A 22,963-nucleotide genomic window follows, 5' to 3' on the forward strand; every position below is an offset into this window, starting at 1 on the left:
GTTTGAATTTTGGTACAACTATAGAAAATCGTATAGGTGGAGATACTGATGTAATAGCAGGAAATATGACTCCTGATCACAGTTTTTTTGAAGAAAACAAATCGGAACGTTATTCAACACAATTGTCATATTCTAATGATATTTCAGAAGATAAAAGTTTTCATTTTAAAAACAGTGTAAGCTATTTTAAAAGAAATTTAACTTCACCTGATTATGAATTTGATGGAAAACAATGGGCTACTTTTACTGAAGCTACATATAACATATACAATATGAACTCTGACTGGGTTTTTGGAGGGAATATTATTACTGAAAACTTCACAGAAAACCCTACAACTGATTTAGATAGAAGCTACGAGCAGTTTGCTTTTGGAGGATTTGCGCAAAATAACTGGCGATTATCAAACAGTTTAACTTTAGAAAGTGGTTTACGAACAGATTATAACGATCATTACGGAGCATTTGTACTACCAAGAGCTTCTTTATTTATTAAGTATAATGACAAAGTTTCAAGTAGAATAGGAGGAGGGTTAGGATATAAAATCCCTACAATTTTTACAGAAGATGCTGAATTACGTTCATATCAAAATGTAATACCAATTAACCTTACCGATTTTGAAGCGGAAACTTCTATTGGATTTAATGCAGATGTAAATTACAAAACAAAAATTTTTAATGATAATGTATCACTGTCTTTTAATCAATTAGTGTTTTATACGCAATTAAAAAATACACTTTTATTACAAGAAAATGGAGCTAATTATGAGTTTGTAAATGCTTCAAGTTCGTTAAATAGTTATGGAGCAGAAACTAATTTAAAGTTAAAGTATAAAGATTTTATACTGTTTACAAACTATGCTTATAATAATGTAGAAATTAATAACAACCAAAAAGCGCTAACACCAAAACATAGTTTTGGAGGTGTGTTAATGTACGAAGTACATGATAAATGGCGAATAGGATATGAAGCGTATTATAAGAGTTCTCAGTTGAGAAACAATTTGACCAAAACCCCAGATTACTGGACAATGGGCTTTATGGTAATGAGAACGTTTGGTAAAATTAGTTTGTATGCTAATTTTGAAAACTTTACAGACACCAAACAGCAAAACTATCAAGATATGATAGAGGCGCCACATAACGATCCTTCTTTTACAGATATTTGGGCACCAACTGATGGGTTTATTTTTAATGCTGGAATCTTGGTGAAGTTATAAGAGAAAGAGGAGTTTTTAACTCCTCTTTTTTGCATCTTTTTTATACATTTAAAGTCAATTAACAAAAACATGGGACACAACCATCACCATCATTCACACGGAAGTTCTACAGAGAATATAGCCGTTGCCTTTTTCTTGAATTTAGCATTTACAATTATTGAACTCATAGGAGGCTTTTATACCAATAGTTTGGCAATTATGTCAGATGCGTTACACGATTTAGGCGATAGTTTAAGTTTAGGATTGTCATGGTATTTTCAAAAGAAATCGACAAAAAAACCGACAAAAAAATATTCGTATGGGTATAAACGATTTTCATTGCTAGGAGCTATTATTAACTCAATTGTATTAGTAATAGGTTCTGTATTTATTATAAAAGAGGCAATTCCAAGAATTATTACTCCAGAAAGTGCTGATGCCAAAGGAATGATGTGGCTGGCAGTTTTAGGAATTGTTGTAAATGGAGCAGCTGTTTTTAAATTGAAAAAAGGGACATCGATCAACGAACGAGTAGTATCGTTACATTTATTAGAAGATGTATTAGGTTGGGTTGTAGTTTTATTAGCAAGTATTGTAATGCAGTTTTGGGATGTACCTGTGTTAGATCCTGTATTATCAATTGCAATTGCAGGTTTTGTATTGTTTAATGTATACAGAAATATAAAAGAAAGCTTGCGTATTATTTTGCAAGGTACTCCTGAAGGTATTTCTGTGGATGATATTAAAAAAAACTTATTGTCTTTAAATGAAGTAGAAGGAGTACATGATTGTCATTTATGGACTATGGATGGAGAATACAATGTTTTTACAGCACATTTAATTTTAAAAGAAAGCAGTTTTTCTTGGGATGAAGCCACACAAATTAAACAAAAGGTAAAAAAGTTATTACACGATGAATTTCATTTAGAGCATATTACTTTAGAGCTTGAGATCTCAGCTCATGAATGTGAATATGAAAACTGTGGTTCTTTAATTTAGTTGTACATTTGAGTAGAGTATAAAACACAAAAAAAATGACAAGAAATCAAGTAGAGTTAAAGTTTCCTAAGTTCGGTATGCTAATACCTGTAGTAATTGTTTTAATAATTTTTATAGCAAAATCTACAGTAACAATCAATTCAGGTGAAGCAGGAGTGTTGTATAAAACGTTTGGAGGAGGAGTTGTAACAGATGAGCCACCATTAGGAGAAGGTTTTCATGTAGTTGCTCCTTGGAATAAAGTACATGTTTATGAAGTAAGGCAACAAGAACTTTTTGAAAAGATGAAGGTGCTATCGTCTAACGGATTGGAGATAAAAATTGATGCTTCAGCTTGGTATAAGCCAGTTTATAATGACCTAGGGAAATTACATCAAGTACTAGGAGAAAACTATTTACAACGTGTAATTCAGCCTGCAATTCGCTCAGCTGCACGTAGTGTAGTGGGGCGTTATACACCTGAACAATTATATTCAAGTAAAAGAGATGCTATTCAAGATGAAATTTTTATAGAAACAAAAAAGATTTTAGAATCTCAATATGTTCAGTTAAATGAAATTCTTGTTAGAGATGTAACATTGCCTTCAACTATTAAAGAAGCTATTGAGCGTAAATTAAAACAAGAACAAGAGTCATTAGAATATGAGTTTAGATTAGTTACAGCTCAAAAAGAAGCAGAAAAACAAATTATTGAAGCAAAAGGTAAAGCAGATGCTAACAAAATTTTAAGTGCTTCATTAACTGATAAAATTTTACAAGATAAAGGAATAGAAGCTACGAATAGATTAGCAAATTCTCAGAACAGTAAAGTTGTTATTATTGGTTCAGGAAAAAGTGGAATGCCAATTATTTTAGGGAATCAGTAAGAAAATAAAATAGTCTTATGTAAAAAAGCAGCTCAATTGAGCTGCTTTTTTTATTGTGATTTGTTTATGTTTTAATCTCTTCTGCGTTTTCTACCAAAACCAGCAGCAGGTTTATTATCACTTCTTCTAGAAGTACTATTTTCACTACGCCTTCTGCCAAAACTTTTTTTACTATCAGTAGGTTTGTCATTTCTATCACCACTTCTACGTCCTCTTCCGCTAAAATTACCTCCGCCGCTTCTACGAGGTTTTCTACCGCCTCCGTTACCACGATCTGTTTTGGTAATTTCTATATTTACTGAACGTCCGTTAAAATCAGGGTCATTAGTAGCAAAAGCATCTAAAGTTTCTTTTTCGAAGTTTTTATCTATTTCAAAGAAAGAGAAAGTATCTAAAATATCAATAGCACCAATTTCAATCTTATCACCAATATTTTGATCGTTAATTAATCCGATTAATTTAGCTGGATTTAAACGATCTTTTCTCCCTAAATTGATGAAGAAACGTGTCATATTCTCGCTAGAAGAACGACCTCTTGAGTTATCTTTTGATGATAAATTATTTAAATCAGCAGCATTCTCGTAGTATGATAAGAAAGTGTTGAATTCTAATGATACAAATTTTTGAATTAACTCTTCGCGAGTTAAGTCTTCTAATTTTTCATAAATACCAGGTAAAAAACCTTCAATTTGATCAGTATTTACTTCTGTATTATGCACTTTATCAATTAAATGGAATAATTGATTTTGACAAATTTCTTTACCAGAAGGAACAGGAGTATGGATGAATTCCTTTTTAATAATACGCTCAATAGGGCGTAATTTACCTTGTTCTTTTTTTGTAACTAACGCAATTGAAATTCCTTTATTACCGGCTCTACCAGTTCTACCACTACGGTGGTTATAGTTTTCTATCTGATCTGGTAACTTATGGTTAATTACGTGTGTTAGGTTGTTAACATCTAAACCACGAGCAGCAACATCAGTTGCTACTAATATTTGGATGTTTTTTTGACGAAACTTTTCCATTACCGAATCACGTTGTGCTTGTGATAAGTCACCATGTAACGCATCGGCATTGTAACCATCTTTAATTAAGTTGTTAGCAACCTCTTGTGTTTCTCTACGAGTTCTACAGAAAACAATTCCGTAGATATCTGGATTTAAATCAGCAACCCTTTTTAAAGCAGGGTAACGTGTTCTTTCAGTTACTAAATAGTATTCATGACTTACATTATCTGAACCTTGGTTCTTTTGTCCTGAAGTAATCTCAACAGGATTTGTCATGTAGTTTTTTGCAATAGCTTCTACTTCTCTAGGAAAAGTAGCAGAGAATAATAAGGTTTGCTTGCTATCAGGTGTCGCTTCTAAAACTTGGTCTAATTCTTCTTTGAACCCCATGTTAAGCATTTCATCGGCTTCATCAAGTACTAACCATTGTACATTACCTAATTTTAAAGCTCTTCTTTTTATTAAATCGACAGTTCTACCAGGAGTACCTACAACAATTTGAACCCCTTTTTTAAGTTTTCTAATTTGTTCTTCAATATTAGCACCACCATATACCGTTGCTACTTTTAAGTTAGGGAGGTATTTAGAAAAATCTTCTATGTTCTTTCCTATTTGAACTGCTAATTCACGAGTAGGAGACAAGATAATTGCTTGTGTATTTACGTTCGTTTGATCTATAAGTTCTAAGATAGGTAAGCTGAATGCAGCTGTTTTACCGGTTCCTGTTTGTGCAAATGCTTTTAAATCTTCGGTAGAAGAAATGATTTGTGGAATTGCTTTCTCTTGAATTACTGTTGGCTTTTCGTACCCTAAATCGGTCAAAGCCCTATTGATAGGTTCTTGTAAACCTAAATCTAAAAATGTTGACATACTGTGTTTTTAGAGAACCCACAGATGCCCCTCCGCGAATTCTATAATTAATATTAATTAAATCGTTTAGTACGATTTTTTTGGACGGTGCAAAAGTACACTAAATAAAATGAATAGTAGCTAACTATTTAAAATTTTGTAAGTTATTGATTTCTTGATTGATATTAGAAGAAGATAAGCTGGTATATCCATTCTGGATAATTCCATTTTTATCAACTAAAACCAAACGAGAAAATTTACTAGAAGAGTATTCGCAAGTAGGACTTTCTTCAGGAAGCGTATATTGATACTTAATATCTATGTTTTTAGTGTACCTTCTAGAGGTATCGCATAAGTTTACTAAAACAAAATTAACATCAGGGTTATTTTTGATTAAGTGGTTAAACCTAGAAGATACCCAGTCGTCAGAGGCATATTTATAATTTTTAAATAATACAACTGTATTTTTTCCTTTAGCTACGTTTTTAATATCAACAAGTCCTCCATCTGCTGAAATCAAATCAAAAGAGGGAAGTTGTTCTCCTTTATTTAAAAGTTTTAAATCGTTAATTAAACGTTGTATTGTTTTCTTTTGTTCATTGTTTGTATTAAGTTTAAAGAAAGTAAAGAAAGTTTCATTCTTCTTTTCGTAATTAGGCTCTTTAAAAAAGTGACCTACAACAGCATTGTATAATAATCTGTTTTTAACTTCTTCAGAATCAATGTTTTTATTAATAGAGTTAAGTAGCTCAACAGTAAAGTTATCTAGTTTTTTAATACTGTTTTTTTGATACACATCACTGTAAATTTTTTCAATGACAAACCTGTAATATGGCCCAAAAAACATTAAAGAATCATTGCAAACATTTGTCTTATTACGGTAACTAAAGTAAGAGTTTGCTAAAGTTTCAGGTTCTTTTTTAGTCGCATTTTTAATTGCATACTTTTCTAAGTTTGTATAAATAGGATAGTTTAAAGCGATGTTTAAAAGTTTAGAAAATTTTTCAGAAGGATTTACATCATTTTCTTCATACTTTGTTAGAATAGCATTCTTAATTTGCTTTAAAGAGTCCATTTTGTTGGTGAAATCTTTTTGAGGTAAATGAAAGTACCTAGCAATTGATTTCTCCTCTTGTTCATATTGTAAGAAAGCATCTATCAATAAATTGTTTCTTTCAGCATTACTACCACTAAAAACTAAAGATTCATCAAAATCCCAAGTGTTTAACCTTATTAAGGTACTATCAGTAGGTTGTAAGAACACATATTGATGTTCATTTCCATGATAAAAGACATATAATCCTTCCTTAATATTAGTATAGGTTCCTAAAAATGTATTATTCTTATTTAAAGGGATAGTGTCTTTAAATTCGTAGCTGTCAGACAAAATAACGAAGTCAGATTTAGGATTGATAATCTTACCCCCAAAATAGGTAGGCTTTTGATTATCAGATTTTTCACATCCAATAAATATAACTAATATGAGAGGTATTAAATACTTAATCATGTTTGAAAATTACCCTAAATATCAATGTTCAAAAATAGAGAACTCTTCACAATAAGGCTGTTAATTCGTTGTTAAAAGAATTAAAAAGCCTCAAAAGTAATGTGTTAAAAACTTTCATGCAAATTCTTTTATACTCTTTAGTTTTTATACTTTTGCACGGAATTTAAAATACTATACATGTTATCAGTTTCTAATTTATCAGTTCAGTTTGGAAAACGTGTTTTGTTTGATGAAGTAAATACAAAGTTTACACAAGGAAATTGCTACGGAATTATCGGAGCAAACGGAGCAGGTAAATCTACTTTTTTAAAGATTTTATCAGGAAAACAAGATCCAACATCAGGAAGCGTTCACCTAGAACCAGGAAAAAGAATGTCTGTATTAACGCAGGATCACTATGCTTTTGATGAATATACAGCTCTAGAAGCAGTATTAATGGGGAACAAAGAACTGCACCAAATTAAATCGGAAATAGATGCCTTGTATGCTGACTATACAGATGAAAATGCAGAAAAAATTGGAGAGCTACAAGTTCGTTTTGAAGAAATGGACGGATGGAATGCCGATGCATCAGCAGCAAGTTTACTATCAAACTTAGGAATTAAAGAAGAAGATCATTATACGTTATTATCTGAGTTAGATCCTAAGAAAAAAGTACGTGTATTATTAGCGCAAGCGTTATTTGGAAATCCTGATGTATTAATCATGGATGAGCCTACAAACGATTTAGATTTTGAAACAATATCTTGGTTAGAAAATTTCTTAGCAAATTATGATAACACAGTAATAGTAGTATCTCACGACCGTCACTTTTTAGACGCAGTTTGTACACATATTTCTGATATCGATTTTGGAAAGATTAACCATTTTTCTGGTAACTATACGTTTTGGTATGAGTCTTCTCAGTTAGCTGCTAAACAAAGAGCACAACAAAACAAAAAGGCAGAAGATAAGAAGAAAGAATTAGAAGAGTTTATTCGTCGTTTCTCTGCGAATGTTGCAAAGTCTAAGCAAGCAACTTCTCGTAAGAAAATGATTGAAAAATTAAACGTTGATGAAATTAAACCATCTTCTCGTCGTTATCCTGCAATTATTTTTGAAAGAGATAGAGAAGCTGGAGATCAGATTTTAAATATTGAAGGTTTATCTAAAAAGGATGCAGAAGGAGAATTATTATTTTCGAATGTAGATATTAACTTGAATAGAGGAGATAAAGTTGCTATTATTTCGAAGAACTCAAAAGCTACTTCAGCATTTTATCAAGTAATTTCAGGAAATGAAGAAGCTGACTCTGGAAAATATAGCTGGGGAGTAACCACTACGCAATCATATTTACCAGCAGATAATTCTGAATATTTTCAAAATGGAGAATTAAACTTGGTAGATTGGTTACGTCAATATGCTCAAACTGAAGAAGAAAGAGAAGAAGTTTTCTTAAGAGGTTTCTTAGGGAAAATGATTTTTTCTGGAGAAGAAGCCTTAAAGAAAAGTAATGTATTATCAGGAGGAGAAAAAGTACGTTGTATGTTATCTCGTATGATGATGACTAGAGCTAACATTTTAATGTTAGATGAACCAACCAACCACTTAGACTTAGAATCTATTCAGGCATTAAACAACTCGTTAATTAACTTTAAAGGAACTGTGTTGTTTACCACGCATGACCACGAGTTTGCACAAACGGTTGCTAATAGAATTATAGAAATTACACCAAAAGGAATCATTGATAAGTATTCAACTTTTGATGATTATTTAGATGATCCGAAAGTAAAAGAATTAAGAGAGCAAATGTATTCTTAATTCCTTTAAGTTATAAAAATAAAAAGGAAGCCTAATTGGCTTCCTTTTTTATTATGCTTTTATTTAGAGGAAGCAACCCAAAACGCTGTTTATATATTTTAGAAAAATGCGTTGTGTGCAGGTAACCTACTTCTAAGGCTAATGTTTTTAATAATATAGAAGGATTTTGTTCTATGATAATCCGAGCTTTTTGTAGTTTAACTTCTGTAATAAATTGATTAGGGGTTAATCCAGTAACAGCTTTTATTTTTCTGTTTAAAGAGCTTCTAGAAGTATTAAAATGTTGAGCAATGTCTTCTTGTGTCATGTTAGGATCAGAACATTGTTTGTTAATAAATTCTTCTACTTTTTTAATCCATAAATTACTTTCATTCAATTCTTCCTTTTCAATAGTATTTTCTTTAATAAAGGTTGTTCGGTTTATGCTATTGTTTAAGGCATTTTGTATTCGAATAAGTAACTCTTCTTTTTCAAAAGGTTTGTTTAAATAATCATCAATACCTAATCTCAGAACTTCTAATTTACTTTTAGTGTCAGTACGGGCTGTAAGCATTAAAATAGGAACATTTATTTTCTTTTTTTTAATGTTTTCTACCAAAGCTAAACCATTCATTACAGGCATCATATAATCGGTAATAACAAAGTCAATTTTTTCTTTAGAAAGAAAATCTAAAGCTTCTTCTCCATTTTCAGCTTCAAAACAAGTGTAATTACTTAGAATCCTCTTTAAATAAGCTCGCATTTCAAAATTATCATCAACAATAAGAATTCTATAGTGACCTGATATAGGTTGTTTAATTTTGTCTTTAGAAATTAAAGTACTTTTATGCGTATTCTTTTTTGAGGGTTTTTCACGTTGTATTTCTTTGTCAATTTTAGTTGTTTCTGGTAAAGAGATTATAAATGTGCTGCCTTTACCCAATTCACTTTTTACAGTTAAACTTCCTTGGTGTAGCTCAATAATTTCTTTGCTAAAAGCTAAGCCTATACCGCTACCTCCAGCTTTATTAATATCATTTTTTACTTGATAAAAACGGTTATAAATGAGTTTAATATCTTTTTCAGAAATTCCTATACCAGAGTCTTTGATAGAGATAATAATTTGTCCGTTTAGCTTGTTTAAAGAAACTGTAATGTTTCCTTTTTTAGGAGTGTATTTAATAGCATTGAGGATAATGTTATTTAACGCTCTTTCTAAAAAAATAATGTCAGATGATACCCAGCACTCATCTTTTTCTTTTTTAACAGTTAAAACAATGTCTTTTTGGTTGCATAAAGGTTCAAAAGAGGTATAGAGTTTATCAATTAACTTATTTATTAAGTAGGGAGTAGGCGATATTTTAAAATTGGCCTCCTTCATTTTAGCTAAATCAAGTACATCATCAACTATGGTTTTAATTTTATTAACTTGTTTGTTTAAACGGTTTTTAATATCAAAACCTTCTTTTTCGTATGTGGTGCCCTTTAAAAGTTCTAATCGGTCCACTTCACCTTTAATTAAGGTAAGAGGAGTTCTAATTTCATGAGAAACATTGATGAAAAATTGAGATTGAAACTCATTTAACTCTTCTAGTTGCTTTCGTTGATTCTCTAGAATTTCCTCACTTTTAATATTGGCATTTTTAAAGTACTGTACTAAAAAAAAGAAAATAATAAACTGAATTAAAATAAGTATTGGAGAACCAAAAGTTCCTTCTGGATAAATAGGAAAAAGATGTATAGGAATAACAAAAAGCAAGTAAGAAATAATAAAAACACTATAAAGTAAGTATTTGTTATTGGTAAAAAGTAACAGAAATACAGGTACAACAATGTAAAAGTATTCAATATAACCACCTCTTTCAGCAAAATTACAGAACATAAAGTTACTGTATAGGATTAACGAGAAAAACAAGATTCTAGCAAATAAAAACTTACGTTTATATTGTAAAAATAGAGTGGTTAATAATCCTATAATACTACCTGAGTGTATAAAGACTTGTAAAGAAGGATCCACTCTACTTAAATAATCTTCAGTAATTAAAACAAGTTCTATCAAAAACCAATTTGAAATAAAAATATTAAGTAAACGAACCCTTTTCATTTCTAATTTAGAAAGTTTATCTGTTACTCCAATATTAGTTATGTCACTATATAGTTTAGTTATTTTCCCCATTTGAATAATTAAAGTTCAAATATATCAATCTATAAGTAAAAGAGTTAGCTTTTTAATGAATTCTATTAATAGTATGGTTTTTTAAGAGGTTCATAACAAGTGTTTTACTGGGGTTGACACAATAGTGAGTGTGTTTGAAACAATATTGACTGATGTAGTATTTACTTTTACAGACTATTAATAGAATGTAGTAAAAATAAAATTAAAGAATGAAATTAAAATTACTATACATACTTTTATTGTTTAGTTATTTAAGTTTAGCTAAGTCTCTAAACGAAGAAAAAAACACTTCAAATTTTGAGTTAATTAACTTTACAGGAGCGAATAATAAAACAGTACTGTTAAAGCATAATTATTTATATGAAGGTATAAGTACAAAAAAAAGCACCTATTTTGTACCTCCAGCAGCTAATTTTACAATTTCAGGAGGATATTGTATTGGTAACATAGTTACTTTTACAGACAATTCTTCGTCTCCTAATGGAGCTATTGTAAGTTGGGAATGGGATTTTGGTGATGGTACAACTTCTACCGAACAAAACCCAACTCATAGTTACACTGACTTGGGTAGTTTTACAATATCATTAAAAGTAACTGATGTTATTGGGGAAACAAATTCTATAACAAAATCCTTTAATGTACAATCACCAAAAGCTAGGTTTGTTGCTAACCCTACAAGAGGGCAAGCAACACCACATACTGTATTCTTTACAGATCAATCAACATTACCAGATTTATGGTTTTGGGAATTTGGTAATGGAAATACTTCCACATCACAAAACCCAATACATACATATACTGCTGCAGGAGATTATACGGTAAACCTTACAGTAAGAGATACTATGAATGGGTGTGTTGACAAAGCAACAAGTTTAATAAAAATAGTAAAACCAAAAGCACAATTTAGTGTAGATGATACTTTGGGTTGTGGACCTTTTACGGTAAACTTTACAGATGAATCTACAATAGAAGGAAATGACACAGTGGGAGAATGGTTATGGAATTTTGGAGATGGGAATACTTCTACCGAACAAAATCCTACCCATACTTACGAATCAGTAGGAGTATATAATGTAAGTTTAACTATTAAAACGGCTATAACAGGATATACAAGAACAGAAACTAAATCAAATTTTATACAAGTTATAGGTCTCACTCCTGATTTTTCTTCAGATGTAACAACTGGCTGTGCACCTTTAACAGTTAGTTTTACTGATAATACTGTTTTTTATGGTCCATCATCCGACTGGTTTTGGGATTTTGGAGATGGTACTACGAGTAATGCAACAAGCCCTAAACATACATATACAACAGTAGGTGTTTTTGATGTAAGTTTAACAGTTTCTGATATTGACGGATGTAGTAAAACAATTATAAAAAAAGCATATATAAATACTACAGAAACTATAGCACCTACGGTCTTAATCCAGAATGTAACAGTACCGTTAGATGCTTCAGGAGTTGCAACGATAACTGCTGCTGATATAAATAATGGCTCTTATGATAATTGCGAGGTAGCCTCCATGAGTTTAGATAAAACTTCTTTTGATTGCTCAGATGTTGGAGCTAATACGGTAACATTAACAGTAACAGACACAAGTGGTAATAGCAACACAGCTACAGCTATAATAACCGTAGAAGATGTAACTCCACCTACAGCAATATGCCAAGATATTACAGTACAGTTAGATGACACAGGGCAAGTAACAATTATAGCTATAGATATTGATAACGGAAGCACCGACGTTTGTGGAGTAGCTGCCATGAGTTTAGATAAAACAACGTTCGATTGTACCAATGTAGGAGTAAATAATGTAATCTTAACCGTTGAAGATATCAATGGAAATACTAATAGTTGCGGAGCAACAGTAACCGTAGAAGATGTAACTCCACCCGAGGCAATTTGTCAAGATATCACGGTACAATTAGACGCTTCAGGAATTGCAACTATTACAGCTATTGATATAGATAATGGTAGTTCAGATGCTTGCGGAATAGCTTCAATGAGTTTAGATAAAACAACTTTTGATTGTAGCAGTGTAGGCATAAATACAGTAACCTTAACTGTTGAAGATACCAATGGAAATACTAATAGTTGCGCAGCAACAGTAACCATAGAAGATGTAACTCCACCCGAGGCAATTTGTCAAGATATCACAGTGCCGTTAGACGCTTCAGGATTTGTAACTATTACAGCTGCTGATATTAATAATGGTAGTTCAGATGCTTGTGGAATAGCTTCAATAAGTATAGACAAAACAACTTTTGATTCTACTAATGTGGGAATTAATACGGTAGCCTTTACTGTTGAAGATACCAACGGAAATACAAATACATGCACAGCAATTGTAACTGTAGAAGATGTTACCCCGCCAATAACTATAACAAAAGATATTGTAGTTAGCTTAGATAGTAATGGAAACGCTATTATTAATCCAGAAGATATAGATGATGGGTCTTATGATGCATCAGGAATAGCAAGTATGAGTTTAAGTCAAACAAATTTTAACTGTCCGAATTTAACAGACTATACGGTTACTCTAACAGTTGTCGATTCCAATGGTTTGTCTAATTCAGAAGAAGCTGTTGTAACTTTTATATCAGATGACCTGGATAATGATTTAATAGCAGATGTGTGCGATGATGATATAGATGGTGATGGAGTATTAAATATAAATGATAATTGTCCAAGAATATCAAATCCAGATCAAAAAGATTTAGATAAAAACGGAATAGGAGATGTGTGTGACTCGTCTGATTTGTCAGTATCTAATGGATTTTCACCTAATGGAGATGGAGTAAATGATACGTTTATTATACAAGGATTACATAACTATCCCAACAATAGGTTAGAGGTATATAATAGATGGGGGAACAGAGTGTATCGTTCTTATAATTATCAAAACAATTGGAATGCTATTGGAAACAAACAAGATAAAAAACTTCCGGTAGGAGCTTATTTCTACGTATTAAATATAGAAGGGGATAAAAGAATATTAAAAGGGTGGGTTTATATAAATTACTAAACAAAATAAATGAATTTAATAAATAAAATAAGTGTATTATTATTTGCAATAGTAGGTGTTAATACAGCATATAGTCAACAAGAACCATTATACTCTCAGTATTATAACAATTTTACTTTATTAAATCCTGCTTACGCCGGAACACATGATTTTTTTACTGTAACATCAAGTGTAAGAAGTCAATGGGTAAATGAACCAGAGAGTCCAAGAACAGGTTCTTTATCTTTTCATGGAGGACTTGGAAATAATATAGGTTTCGGACTTTCTGCTGTGTTTGATAAAGTTTACGTACTAAGCGAAACGCATTTGTATGCAGATGTATCTTATGCGATTAAAACTTCAGAAAAATCAATGCTTTCTTTTGGGTTAAAAGGAGGCGGAAGTTTTGTAAATGTAGATTTATTAAGTTTAGGAATTACTGATGATGTATTATTTAGCGAAAACATAAATGACTTTAAGCCAAATATAGGTGCAGGAGCTTTCTTTTATACCAATCAATTTTATATTAGTTTGTCTGCTTTGAACTTATTAGGAAATAAATTTTATGATAGAAGTGACGGTTTAATAACATCTGCTACTGATAATATGATTATCTATTTATCGTCTGGTTATAATTTTAAACTCAATGAATATTTAAGTGTAAAACCTTCATTTTTAACAAGATATACAAAAGGAGCTCCTTGGTCTACAGATGTTTCTTTGGCAGTTTTATTTAATAAACAAATAGAATTAGGGGTATCACATCGTTTAGGTGATTCTTTTGCAGGACTATTTCAGGTAAGAATAAAAGACAACATTCGATTAGGATATAGTTATGAAAGCTATTTATCAAATGCGAGTCCATACAATAGTGGTTCACATGAAATAAGTGTAGCGTTCGATTTAGGAAAAACAGAAGCAAAAAGAAACAAAAGAAAGCCTCCGTTTTATTGGGATGGAAATTAAAACAAAGCTAACTAAAACCAATAAAAGATGAAAAATGAGGGTGGATAAAATTTCAATCTATTTATTCGTCCTCATTAATAACTTCAAAAAAACTAAAAACATTCCCTCCGTAGCGTTTATCATAACTGTGATTTGGATGCTTGGTTAAATCGGTATGTTTAGAGTGTTCTATAATTAAAACACCATCTTCATTTAGTAAATCACGTTCAAAAATAACATCAGCTATTTTTAAGAATTGCGCTTCTTCAAAATCATATGGTGGATCAGCAAAAATAACATCCGTTTTTAGCGGAGTTTTTTCTAAAAACTTATATACGTCGCTCTTGTAGCTAGTAATATCCATATCTAACTCCTTAGAAGTTTGATTAATAAACTTGATACAAGCAAAATGAGCATCAACAGCATATATAGTTTCTGTGCCCCTTGAGGCAAATTCGTAACTGATGTTTCCTGTTCCTGCAAATAAATCTAATACTGAAATATTATCAAAATAATACAAATTATTTAAGATGTTAAATAACGATTCTTTAGCCATGTCGGTTGTAGGTCGTACAGGTAAGTTTTTAGGAGCAGAAATTCTTTTACTTTTATATTTTCCAGAAATAATTCGCATTAGGCAATAAGTATAAAGTTTGAATGGTTCGAAAAATCATCACTATCAGCAAAGAAATTATCAATAGGATTCATAAAGTGAATATTTCGAACGTAAGTATAGGTTATGATGTACAACTCTGATTCTTTTTCAATATCACCAATAAAAGTTAATTGAAAATTGTTTGGATCCATTTGTAATTGTTCAGCAGTAAAAAGTATGTAGTATATAAAATCTTCTTTACTACTGTATGAAAAAGAGTTATAAAATATAAGTTTTCCTTCTTTACAAACAACAACATCTATATCGTTTGGAGAAACATGTACAAAGAATTGTTGTTCAGAGTTTTCTTGAGAATAGGAGAGAAGTTTGTCTATTAACACGGTAGAATGGTGTTTGTATTCAAACTCTCCAAAATTTTGAAACAGGTAGTTATTAATATTTACATAAGGTATATAAACTGTGTTAGCAGCTATAATGTTATGCAAGTCATAAGTAATAAAATCTGTTTTTAAGGTTTTTACAGTATATTTTAAATACGGAGCTAAATTGTTTCGGTCAAAAAGTTTATTAGGTACGAGTGTAGCTAAATTATTTTGATGAATGGCAAAAACAGAAGAAAAGTCTTGTTGTAAATCTTTATCGGTATTAAAAATACGTATAATTTCTTCTAGCAGTAACTCAGGAGAAGTGATTGAAGCTGGAAAAGCATACTTAGTAAAAAGTAACGGAGCTTTATTCTCTGAGTTAGAAATACAAAAAGAAAATCCATCCAAACTAAATTGGATGGATAGATCTTTATAATGCGCTATAGCGCTTGTTTTTTTAGTCTTCTTTTGCAATTGCTTCACCTTTATCATAAAAAGGAGGCCAATTACCACCAGTAGTAACTTCATTTAAAGAACCTACAGAAACAAATTCACCTTTAATTTGATCAGATTCAATAGCTTCTAATTCAGCTTTGATTAAAGAAGGATTCATACCAGTTAAAATAGGCTTTTTTGAAACTTTAGCTTCAAATACAGGAACTTCTAATCCAGCCACTTTTTCAACTCTACCAGTAGCTAATTCAAATTGCTTATCAGTACCAGGTACGCTAAACATGTTTTTATAATCTTTACCTTCAAAGTATTTTAAAACAGGCTCGTATCCAATAGTATCAACTTGTTTTTTAGAAACTTTTACTTTAATTCCACCACCTCTGTCTTCTTCTACTTCAATGTTTTTAGTTTCTGTTAAAGCTAATTTACCATTTTCAACAAACTTAACTAAAGAATCTTTACTGTTAGTATATGTTCCGTAAACCTCTTTATATTTTACTTCGGCATCACGAATTAATTTTAAGTTCTCAATAACTTTAGCATAACGCACTTTCTTGTCTTTGTTAAATTTAATAGGCTCCATAATACCACCGTAAATTTTATATACTAAAAAGACAGTTGCACCTAAAAGTAATATTGAAACTAACCATCTCATTTTTAGAGGTACAAATTTAACTACAAGTACAGCTAAAAGAAAAGCAACCACTACAGCTACTAAAATCATTAATAATAAATTCATTTTTTTAATTTTTAATATATGATATTCGCAAATCTACAATTTTTTTTCAATGATGAAAATAATTATTTTGTAAATACATTTATCTTTGAGCATTATTTAAAATATGATACAAACCGCCCCAAAATTCTACAAAGAGATACTACAAAAATTTCCTTATACACCCACACAAAAGCAAAGTGAGTTATTAAATGTTCTAACAAACTTTATTTTTTCTGATGATAATCGTGCGTTATTTTTATTAAAAGGGTATGCGGGAACAGGAAAAACTACTATTATAAGTACTGTGGTTCATAATTTATGGAAGATTGGTCAAAAAGCAGTTTTATTGGCTCCTACAGGGCGTGCAGCTAAAGTGATTTCAGGGTACTCTAACCGACAAGCGTTTACCATTCATAAAAAAATATATTTTCCAAAGAAGCAAAGTAGTGGAGGTGTAAGTTTTGTTATGCAACCTAATAAACATACAGATACTCTTTTTATTATTGATGAAGCTTCGATGATTTCAGATGAAAAGCAGAATGCAAAATTGTTTGAAAATGGCTCGTTATTGGATGATTTAATCTCTTACGTGTACTCAGGAAAAAATTGTAAAATTATATTTATAGGTGATACAGCTCAGTTACCACCAGTTAAATTAACGATGAGTCCTGCGTTAGAAGCAGATAACTTATCGTTTGAGTTTAATAAAGAAGTTACCGAGATAGAGTTAGATGAAGTAGTAAGACAAGAAGAAGGTTCTGGTATTTTAGCGAATGCAACAGACTTACGCTTACTAATTCAGAACGATTCAACACACTTTCAGTTTGATGTAAATTATCCTGATATTATTCGCTTACAAGATGGTTATGATATTCAAGATGCCATAACAATGGCTTACGATGGAGATATTGGAGTAGAAGATACTGCTATTATTGTACGTTCTAACAAAAGAGCCAATCAATATAATCAACAGATACGAACGAAAATTCGTGGACAAGAAAATGAGATTTCTACAGGAGATTATGTAATGGTAGTAAAAAACAACTACTACTGGTTAAAAGACTCTTCTTCAGCAGGGTTTATTGCTAATGGTGATATTTGTGAAGTAATGCGTATTAATGCAATTAAAGAGTTATATGGGTTCAAATTTGCTGAAGTAGAAGTTCGTATGATTGATTATCCTGATATGAAGGCTTTTGAAACCGTTTTACTCTTAGATACTCTTACAAGTGAAAGTCCATCATTAACGTATGAAGAATCGAACCGTTTGTATGAAGCTGTAAAGGAGGATTTTGCGCACGAAAAATCAAAGTATAAGCAGTTTATGGGAGTGAAAAAGAATAAATACTTTAATGCGCTTCAAGTGAAATTTTCATATGCAATGACTTGTCACAAGTCACAAGGAGGGCAGTGGAAAACGGTGTTTATAGAGCAACCGTATTTACCAGATGGCGCTTCGGTTGAGTATTTACGTTGGTTATACACCGCAGTTACGCGTGCACAGGAAAAATTGTATTTGATAGGGTTTAAAGATGAGTACTTTTTAGATTAATGAACAGTCTTTTATTTTCCTTTAAACGTTAGCATTTTGTTAATGTAACTCGTTTTTTCGTTAAAAAAGTTACATTTGTGTAGTATTCAAACTATTAAAAATGCACAAAAAAGTACTGTTTTCTCTTTCTTTTTTATTGATTTCACTAACAATAAACGCACAAAAGCCACAAAAGTTAACTTCTAATCAGATTTACGAAAAAATACAAAAACTAAACTTTTTAGGTTCAGCTTTGTATATAGCAGCACATCCTGATGATGAAAATACACGATTAATTTCCTATTTATCGAATCATGAAAATGCAAGAACTGCATATTTATCGTTAACTCGTGGTGATGGTGGTCAAAACTTGATTGGTCCAGAAATGCGTGAATTATTGGGAGTAATCCGTACACAAGAACTTTTAGCAGCAAGAGGAGTAGATGGAGGAGAACAACGTTTTTCTAGAGCAAACGACTTTGGGTATTCAAAGCATCCTGATGAAACTTTAGAAATTTGGAATAAAGATAAAGTGTTAGCTGATGTAGTTTGGGCAATTCGTACTTTCAAACCAGATGTTATAATTAACCGTTTTAACCACAGAACGCCAGGTTCTACGCATGGACATCATACATCTTCGGCAATGTTAAGTGTTGAAGCATTTGATTTGGCGGCTGATAAAACAAAATACCCGGAGCAGTTGCAGTATACGAGTACATGGCAACCTAATAGACTTTTTTTTAATACTTCGTGGTGGTTTTATGGAAGTGAAGAAGCTTTTGAAAAGGCTGATAAAAGAAAAATGCTAAATTTTGATATTGGGACATATTATCCCTTAAAAGGATTGTCAAATAACGAGGTAGCTGCCATTGCGAGTAGTCAACATTTATGTCAAGGATTTGGTAGATTAACAACCAGAGGAAGTCAAACCGAGTATGTTGAGTTTTTAAAAGGAAATTTTCCGAAGGATAAAAAAGATATTTTTTCAGGAATCAATACTACTTGGAATCGTATTGAAGGAGGAGGAGAAATTGGAGCTATTTTATATAAAATTGAAGGTAATTTCGATTTTGTAAATCCTTCAAAACATCTACCAGAATTGTTACAAGCGTATAAAATGGTTAGACAATTAAAAGATTCACATTGGAGAGCTATTAAAACCAAAGAGTTAAATGAAATTATTAAAGCTTGTGCTGGTTTGTATATAGAAGCATCAGCTGTAAGTTCTAGCGCAACTCCTAGTAGTACGATTGATGTAGACTTTGAAGTACTAAATAGAAGTGCTATTTCTATGGAGTTATCGTCAATTACTATCCTTCCTGAAGGGAAAAATATCAAAAAAGAACTAGATTTAGCTCCTAATAGTAAACAAAACTTTAAAAATAAAATTAATATAGGTAAAGATGTTTCTTACTCTTCACCGTATTGGTTAAATACTCCTTGGGACTTGGGTATGTATAAGGTAAACGACCAAAAATTAATTGGAAATCCAGAATCTCCAAGACCTATTCAAATTCAATACAACCTTATAATTGAAGATCAACCGATTGCTTATACTATTCCGGTAGTGCACAGATACGCTAAAAGCGATGTTGGAGAAATCTATGAGCCTTTTGAGGTTTTACCAAAAGTAACTACAAAATTAAATGATAAAGTATTAATTTTTGCTACTACGGAAGCTCAAAAAATTTCTGTTGAAGTAAGGGCAGGGGAGACAAATATTAAAGGAAAAGTAAGCTTACAAGCTCCAAAAGGATGGAAAGTGTCTCCAACAGCAGTAGATTTTTCAATTGCACAAAAAGGAGATATTCAATTTGTAGATTTTATGGTAACTCCTACACAAAACGAATCAGAGGGAGCGTTAAAAGCGATTGTTACAGTAGATGGTAAAACTTACGATAAAGAATTGATAGAAATCAATTATAATCATATTCCAAAGCAATCAGTATTGTTACCATCACAAGCAAAAGTGGTTCGTTTAAATATTGAAAAGAATGGAAAACGAATAGGTTATATTCAAGGCTCTGGTGATGCTATTCCAGAAAATTTACAGCAAATTGGTTACGAAGTAACGGAATTGAATGTAAATGAAATAAACGGTAATTTAAATCAATTTGATGCTGTAGTTATTGGTATTCGTGCTTATAATACGAATAAAGAATTACAGTTTAAGCAGAAGTATTTGTTAGAGTATGTAAAAAATGGTGGAAACTTAATAGTTCAATACAATACAAATAGAGGAGTAGATGTACAAGCTCCGTATGAATTACAATTGTCAAGAGATAGAGTAACTGATGAACATTCTAGAGTAACCTTGTTAGCTAAAGAACATTCAATTTTAAATTATCCGAATAAAATTTCGGAAGCTGATTTTGAAGGATGGGTTCAAGAACGCGGGTTGTATTTTCCTAATAAATGGAGCGCTGAATACACACCGATATTATCAATGCACGATAAAGGAGAACCTGCTAGAGATGGAAGTTTATTAGTTGCTAAATACGGAAAAGGAAACTATATCTATACCGGATTAAGCTTTTTTAGAGAATTACCCGCAGGAGTACCCGGAGCTTATAAGTTATTTGCGAATTTGTTATCCGTAAAAGAAAATTCTGTTGATGAAAATTAAAATTCTTACAGCCTTAGCAATAACGCTATTAGTTAGTTGTAAAACCGAAAAAGAAAATTCTGTTAAAAAGGAATACAATCAAGAGTTGGTTGATGAACTTACTAGCATGGTAGAGATAGACCAAATTGCTGCAGGAGTTCCTTCTGGAAAATATAAAGAATTAACTAAAGAAGAATGGCAATCATTCAAAGACAGTGTTTTTACTGTAACTCATAAGAAAGCTGCAGAAATTTATAATAAATATGGTTTTGTTGGTTATGACCTTGCAGGAAAAGAAGGCTCTAAAAAATTTTGGCTTTTAGTACAACATTTAGATTTTGATCCTGATTTCCAAGAAGCGGTTTTAAAAAAGATGAAAATTGAGGTAGAGAATAAGAATGCTAACCCTGAAAACTATGCCTATTTGCTAGATAGGGTGCAATTAAATATGGGAGAAAAGCAAGTTTACGGGACTCAAGTATTGTATAATTGGAAAGTTTGTCAAGCATATCCAAAACCATTAATAGATAGTATAAACGTAAACAAGCGTAGAAAGGAAATAGGTATGGAACTTTTGGGGGTATATTTAAACGAAATGTCTAAAATGCACTTTGAAATAAATAAAGAAATCTTTTCAAAAGTTAATATTACTGAACCTAAACTGTATGAATTAGAAAATTAGTTCTATTTAAAAAGATTAATAGAAACTGTCGCTAATTCAGAGTTAGGGAATTTTTTAAAGGTGTTTTTATCTGAATATAAACCAATGGCTTCCATTGCATTCATGTACTCGTCTAGTTCAATAATATATTGATCAGAATAACCATGTGTGGCATCATAAGCGGTGGCTGCTGTTTTTCCTAAGTTTTTAGCAACCAATTCAGGTTTTGAGGTATGTAATTCGATTAATAACAATCCAAATCGATTGATATAAGGTTTCCATTTGGTAAAATGCTGTTTTAAGGATTCAACTACCAGATTGTTGTTCAAGCGTTTTCCTCTATAGGCATAAGCTCCTGTAGAGTTTGTAATAGCTAGATTATTAGTAGGTTCTGGTTCTTGCCAGATTCTGTTATGATCTAAAAATGTACGGACATTCAATAAATCAGAAAGGTTGATGCCGTATTTTTTTTGTAAATCTTTTGATAGCGCTTTTGGGTTACCAATATCTCCCCAAATCACTTTCGCCCAAATATCTGCTTGTACTAAGTTTTTACGAGTAATTTTTAACGCAGCTTCGTTATAATCTACACCAATAAGTAAGAGCGGATAATCTTCTAACATGGTACCTCTCAAAGTTTGATGTTCAATCACATTAAATAAATGTTTTAAAAAGGCACCATTACCACAGCCAACATCTAAAATTCCTTTGGGTTGTTCATTGATAGGTTTGTTAAATAGATTAATGATGATTTCATCAATAACTTTAAAATAGGTTGAGTGTGCGCCTCCGCTTCCCCAAACATTCATTTCCCTATCTACATGAATTTCGTCATTACCTATGTCAGAAGTTCTAAAAATATCAGGGTTTCCAAATATAAGCTTGTCTAATTTTCTAAGGGTAGGAATGTACGATACTGTAACTCCATAAGCACTTGCTCTTCGAGCAAAAAATAAACCTTCATCAGTAAATTCATATGAGTCTTTTGTTTTGGTAAACCATTTTAAGTTGGTTAATAAGTCTAACAACCGACTAAAGTTCTCAGCATCTTTGTGGAATTCTTCTGCTTGGAATTTGGTTTGCATAAAGTATTTATGAAACATACCACTCATTCCTAACAAAACCGTTGTAGGACCAACAATAATTCCTTCAATATGTGTAAGGATTTGTGCTACAATTTCTTTTTCTTCAGAGGTTGAAGGAGGCTCGATTCCGAAGTTATTGGTAAAATTTTTATAGAGATTTTCCAGTTTTTCGAAAGGCTCAATTTCAAACTTTCTCGCACTGTAATTTTCAGAATATTTTAATAAAGAAAAGGTTTCTTTATACATATGAAAGTATGAAAAAGCAATAGCAGATGCTTCATTAATTTTATATAGAACCGTGTTTTGAGTATTGTCAACATGTTGTGTTAACCAACCTTGTGAACAGAGTGTTCTTAAAGCGACATTTAAATAACCATCGTTGGCATTAAATTCGGAAGCAATTTGAGTTAAACTGACAGATTTTTTCTCTAATAAGTAATTGGTGATTCCTTTTTCATGTAAGACATATGCTGCTGGACAAGTTACAATTCCATCTAAGTGACGAAACAACCTACTTCTTAAGGCAGATTTTTCTTCTTTTGATAACATAGTTTGATAGTTTTCATTCTAAAGGTAACTATTTGATTTTTAAAATTA

General features: G+C 31.4%; 16 protein-coding genes. 9 read left to right on the top strand and 7 right to left on the bottom strand.

All coding sequences use genetic code 11. From position 1 onward, the window contains the following. Nucleotides 1-2: 2 nt before the first annotated feature. The 3 genes from C8N26_RS13605 (at nt 3) to C8N26_RS06620 (ending at nt 3,061) form a co-directional block, all read left to right on the top strand. Nucleotides 3-1,217 (top strand): TonB-dependent receptor plug domain-containing protein, encoded by a 1,215-nt coding sequence (locus tag C8N26_RS13605; RefSeq protein WP_245962535.1) that lies wholly within the window; start codon nt 3-5, stop codon nt 1,215-1,217. Between the two features lie 69 nt (nt 1,218-1,286). Continuing rightward, nucleotides 1,287-2,195, top strand: coding sequence for a cation diffusion facilitator family transporter (locus C8N26_RS06615; RefSeq protein WP_120186580.1), 909 nt, complete (start codon nt 1,287-1,289; stop codon nt 2,193-2,195). Nucleotides 2,196-2,230: 35 nt separating this feature from the next. Then, nucleotides 2,231-3,061 carry a prohibitin family protein gene (locus tag C8N26_RS06620; RefSeq protein WP_211327790.1) on the top strand — a complete coding sequence of 277 codons (831 nt, stop codon included), beginning with the start codon at nt 2,231-2,233 and terminating at the stop codon, nt 3,059-3,061. A 71-nt stretch (nt 3,062-3,132) separates the two neighbouring features. On the opposite strand, the gene C8N26_RS06625 is transcribed toward C8N26_RS06620, so the two are convergent. Continuing rightward, complete coding sequence (locus C8N26_RS06625) at nt 3,133-4,941, bottom strand: DEAD/DEAH box helicase (protein WP_028892120.1); 1,809 nt, start codon at nt 4,939-4,941, stop codon at nt 3,133-3,135. Nucleotides 4,942-5,065: 124 nt separating this feature from the next. Then, nucleotides 5,066-6,427: a hypothetical protein gene (locus C8N26_RS06630; protein WP_120186582.1), complete on the bottom strand. Its 1,362-nt coding sequence runs from the start codon at nt 6,425-6,427 to the stop codon at nt 5,066-5,068. 177 nt (nt 6,428-6,604) lie between these two features. Between C8N26_RS06630 and C8N26_RS06635 the strand changes: the two genes are divergently transcribed. Then, nucleotides 6,605-8,227 (top strand): ABC-F family ATP-binding cassette domain-containing protein, encoded by a 1,623-nt coding sequence (locus C8N26_RS06635; protein ID WP_028892118.1) that lies wholly within the window; start codon nt 6,605-6,607, stop codon nt 8,225-8,227. A gap of 31 nt (nt 8,228-8,258) precedes the next feature. Here C8N26_RS06635 and C8N26_RS06640 read toward each other — a convergent pair whose 3' ends face one another. Further along, nucleotides 8,259-10,382 (bottom strand): response regulator, encoded by a 2,124-nt coding sequence (locus C8N26_RS06640; RefSeq protein ID WP_120186584.1) that lies wholly within the window; start codon nt 10,380-10,382, stop codon nt 8,259-8,261. A gap of 209 nt (nt 10,383-10,591) precedes the next feature. On the opposite strand from C8N26_RS06640, the gene C8N26_RS06645 reads away from it, so the two are divergent. Further along, entirely contained in the window at nt 10,592-13,408 is a 2,817-nt protein-coding gene (locus tag C8N26_RS06645; protein WP_120186586.1) for a PKD domain-containing protein, read from the top strand. Nucleotides 13,409-13,417: 9 nt separating this feature from the next. Beyond that, on the top strand, nt 13,418-14,353 hold the full coding sequence (locus C8N26_RS06650) for a PorP/SprF family type IX secretion system membrane protein (RefSeq protein ID WP_120186587.1): 936 nt from the start codon (nt 13,418-13,420) through the stop codon (nt 14,351-14,353). 61 nt (nt 14,354-14,414) lie between these two features. Here the strand turns inward: C8N26_RS06650 and C8N26_RS06655 are convergent, their stop codons facing one another. From C8N26_RS06655 to C8N26_RS06665, 3 genes are read right to left on the bottom strand one after another with little or no spacing between them, the layout of a single operon-like run. After that, nucleotides 14,415-14,966 carry an RsmD family RNA methyltransferase gene (locus C8N26_RS06655; protein ID WP_120186589.1) on the bottom strand — a complete coding sequence of 184 codons (552 nt, stop codon included), beginning with the start codon at nt 14,964-14,966 and terminating at the stop codon, nt 14,415-14,417. Then, nucleotides 14,966-15,796 (bottom strand): DUF3822 family protein, encoded by an 831-nt coding sequence (locus C8N26_RS06660; protein WP_245962543.1) that lies wholly within the window; start codon nt 15,794-15,796, stop codon nt 14,966-14,968. Before C8N26_RS06660 ends, C8N26_RS06655 begins: the two co-directional genes overlap by 1 nt. Next, entirely contained in the window at nt 15,771-16,505 is a 735-nt protein-coding gene (locus C8N26_RS06665; protein ID WP_120186591.1) for a hypothetical protein, read from the bottom strand. The genes C8N26_RS06660 and C8N26_RS06665 overlap by 26 nt, the downstream gene beginning before the upstream one ends. A 103-nt stretch (nt 16,506-16,608) precedes the next feature. Here C8N26_RS06665 and C8N26_RS06670 point away from each other — a divergent pair, with 103 nt between their 5' ends. The 3 genes from C8N26_RS06670 (at nt 16,609) to C8N26_RS06680 (ending at nt 21,302) form a co-directional block, all read left to right on the top strand. Beyond that, nucleotides 16,609-18,036 (top strand): ATP-dependent DNA helicase, encoded by a 1,428-nt coding sequence (locus tag C8N26_RS06670; protein WP_120186593.1) that lies wholly within the window; start codon nt 16,609-16,611, stop codon nt 18,034-18,036. A gap of 100 nt (nt 18,037-18,136) precedes the next feature. Then, entirely contained in the window at nt 18,137-20,641 is a 2,505-nt protein-coding gene (locus tag C8N26_RS06675) for a PIG-L family deacetylase (RefSeq protein ID WP_120186595.1), read from the top strand. Then, entirely contained in the window at nt 20,631-21,302 is a 672-nt protein-coding gene (locus C8N26_RS06680; protein WP_120186596.1) for a DUF6624 domain-containing protein, read from the top strand. Before C8N26_RS06675 ends, C8N26_RS06680 begins: the two co-directional genes overlap by 11 nt. 2 nt (nt 21,303-21,304) lie before the next feature. Here C8N26_RS06680 and C8N26_RS06685 read toward each other — a convergent pair whose 3' ends face one another. Continuing rightward, nucleotides 21,305-22,915 carry a class I SAM-dependent methyltransferase gene (locus C8N26_RS06685; protein WP_120186598.1) on the bottom strand — a complete coding sequence of 537 codons (1,611 nt, stop codon included), beginning with the start codon at nt 22,913-22,915 and terminating at the stop codon, nt 21,305-21,307. Nucleotides 22,916-22,963: the final 48 nt, after the last annotated feature.

This window comes from Tenacibaculum lutimaris (assembly GCF_003610735.1).
In the GTDB taxonomy this organism is placed as follows: domain Bacteria; phylum Bacteroidota; class Bacteroidia; order Flavobacteriales; family Flavobacteriaceae; genus Polaribacter; species Polaribacter lutimaris.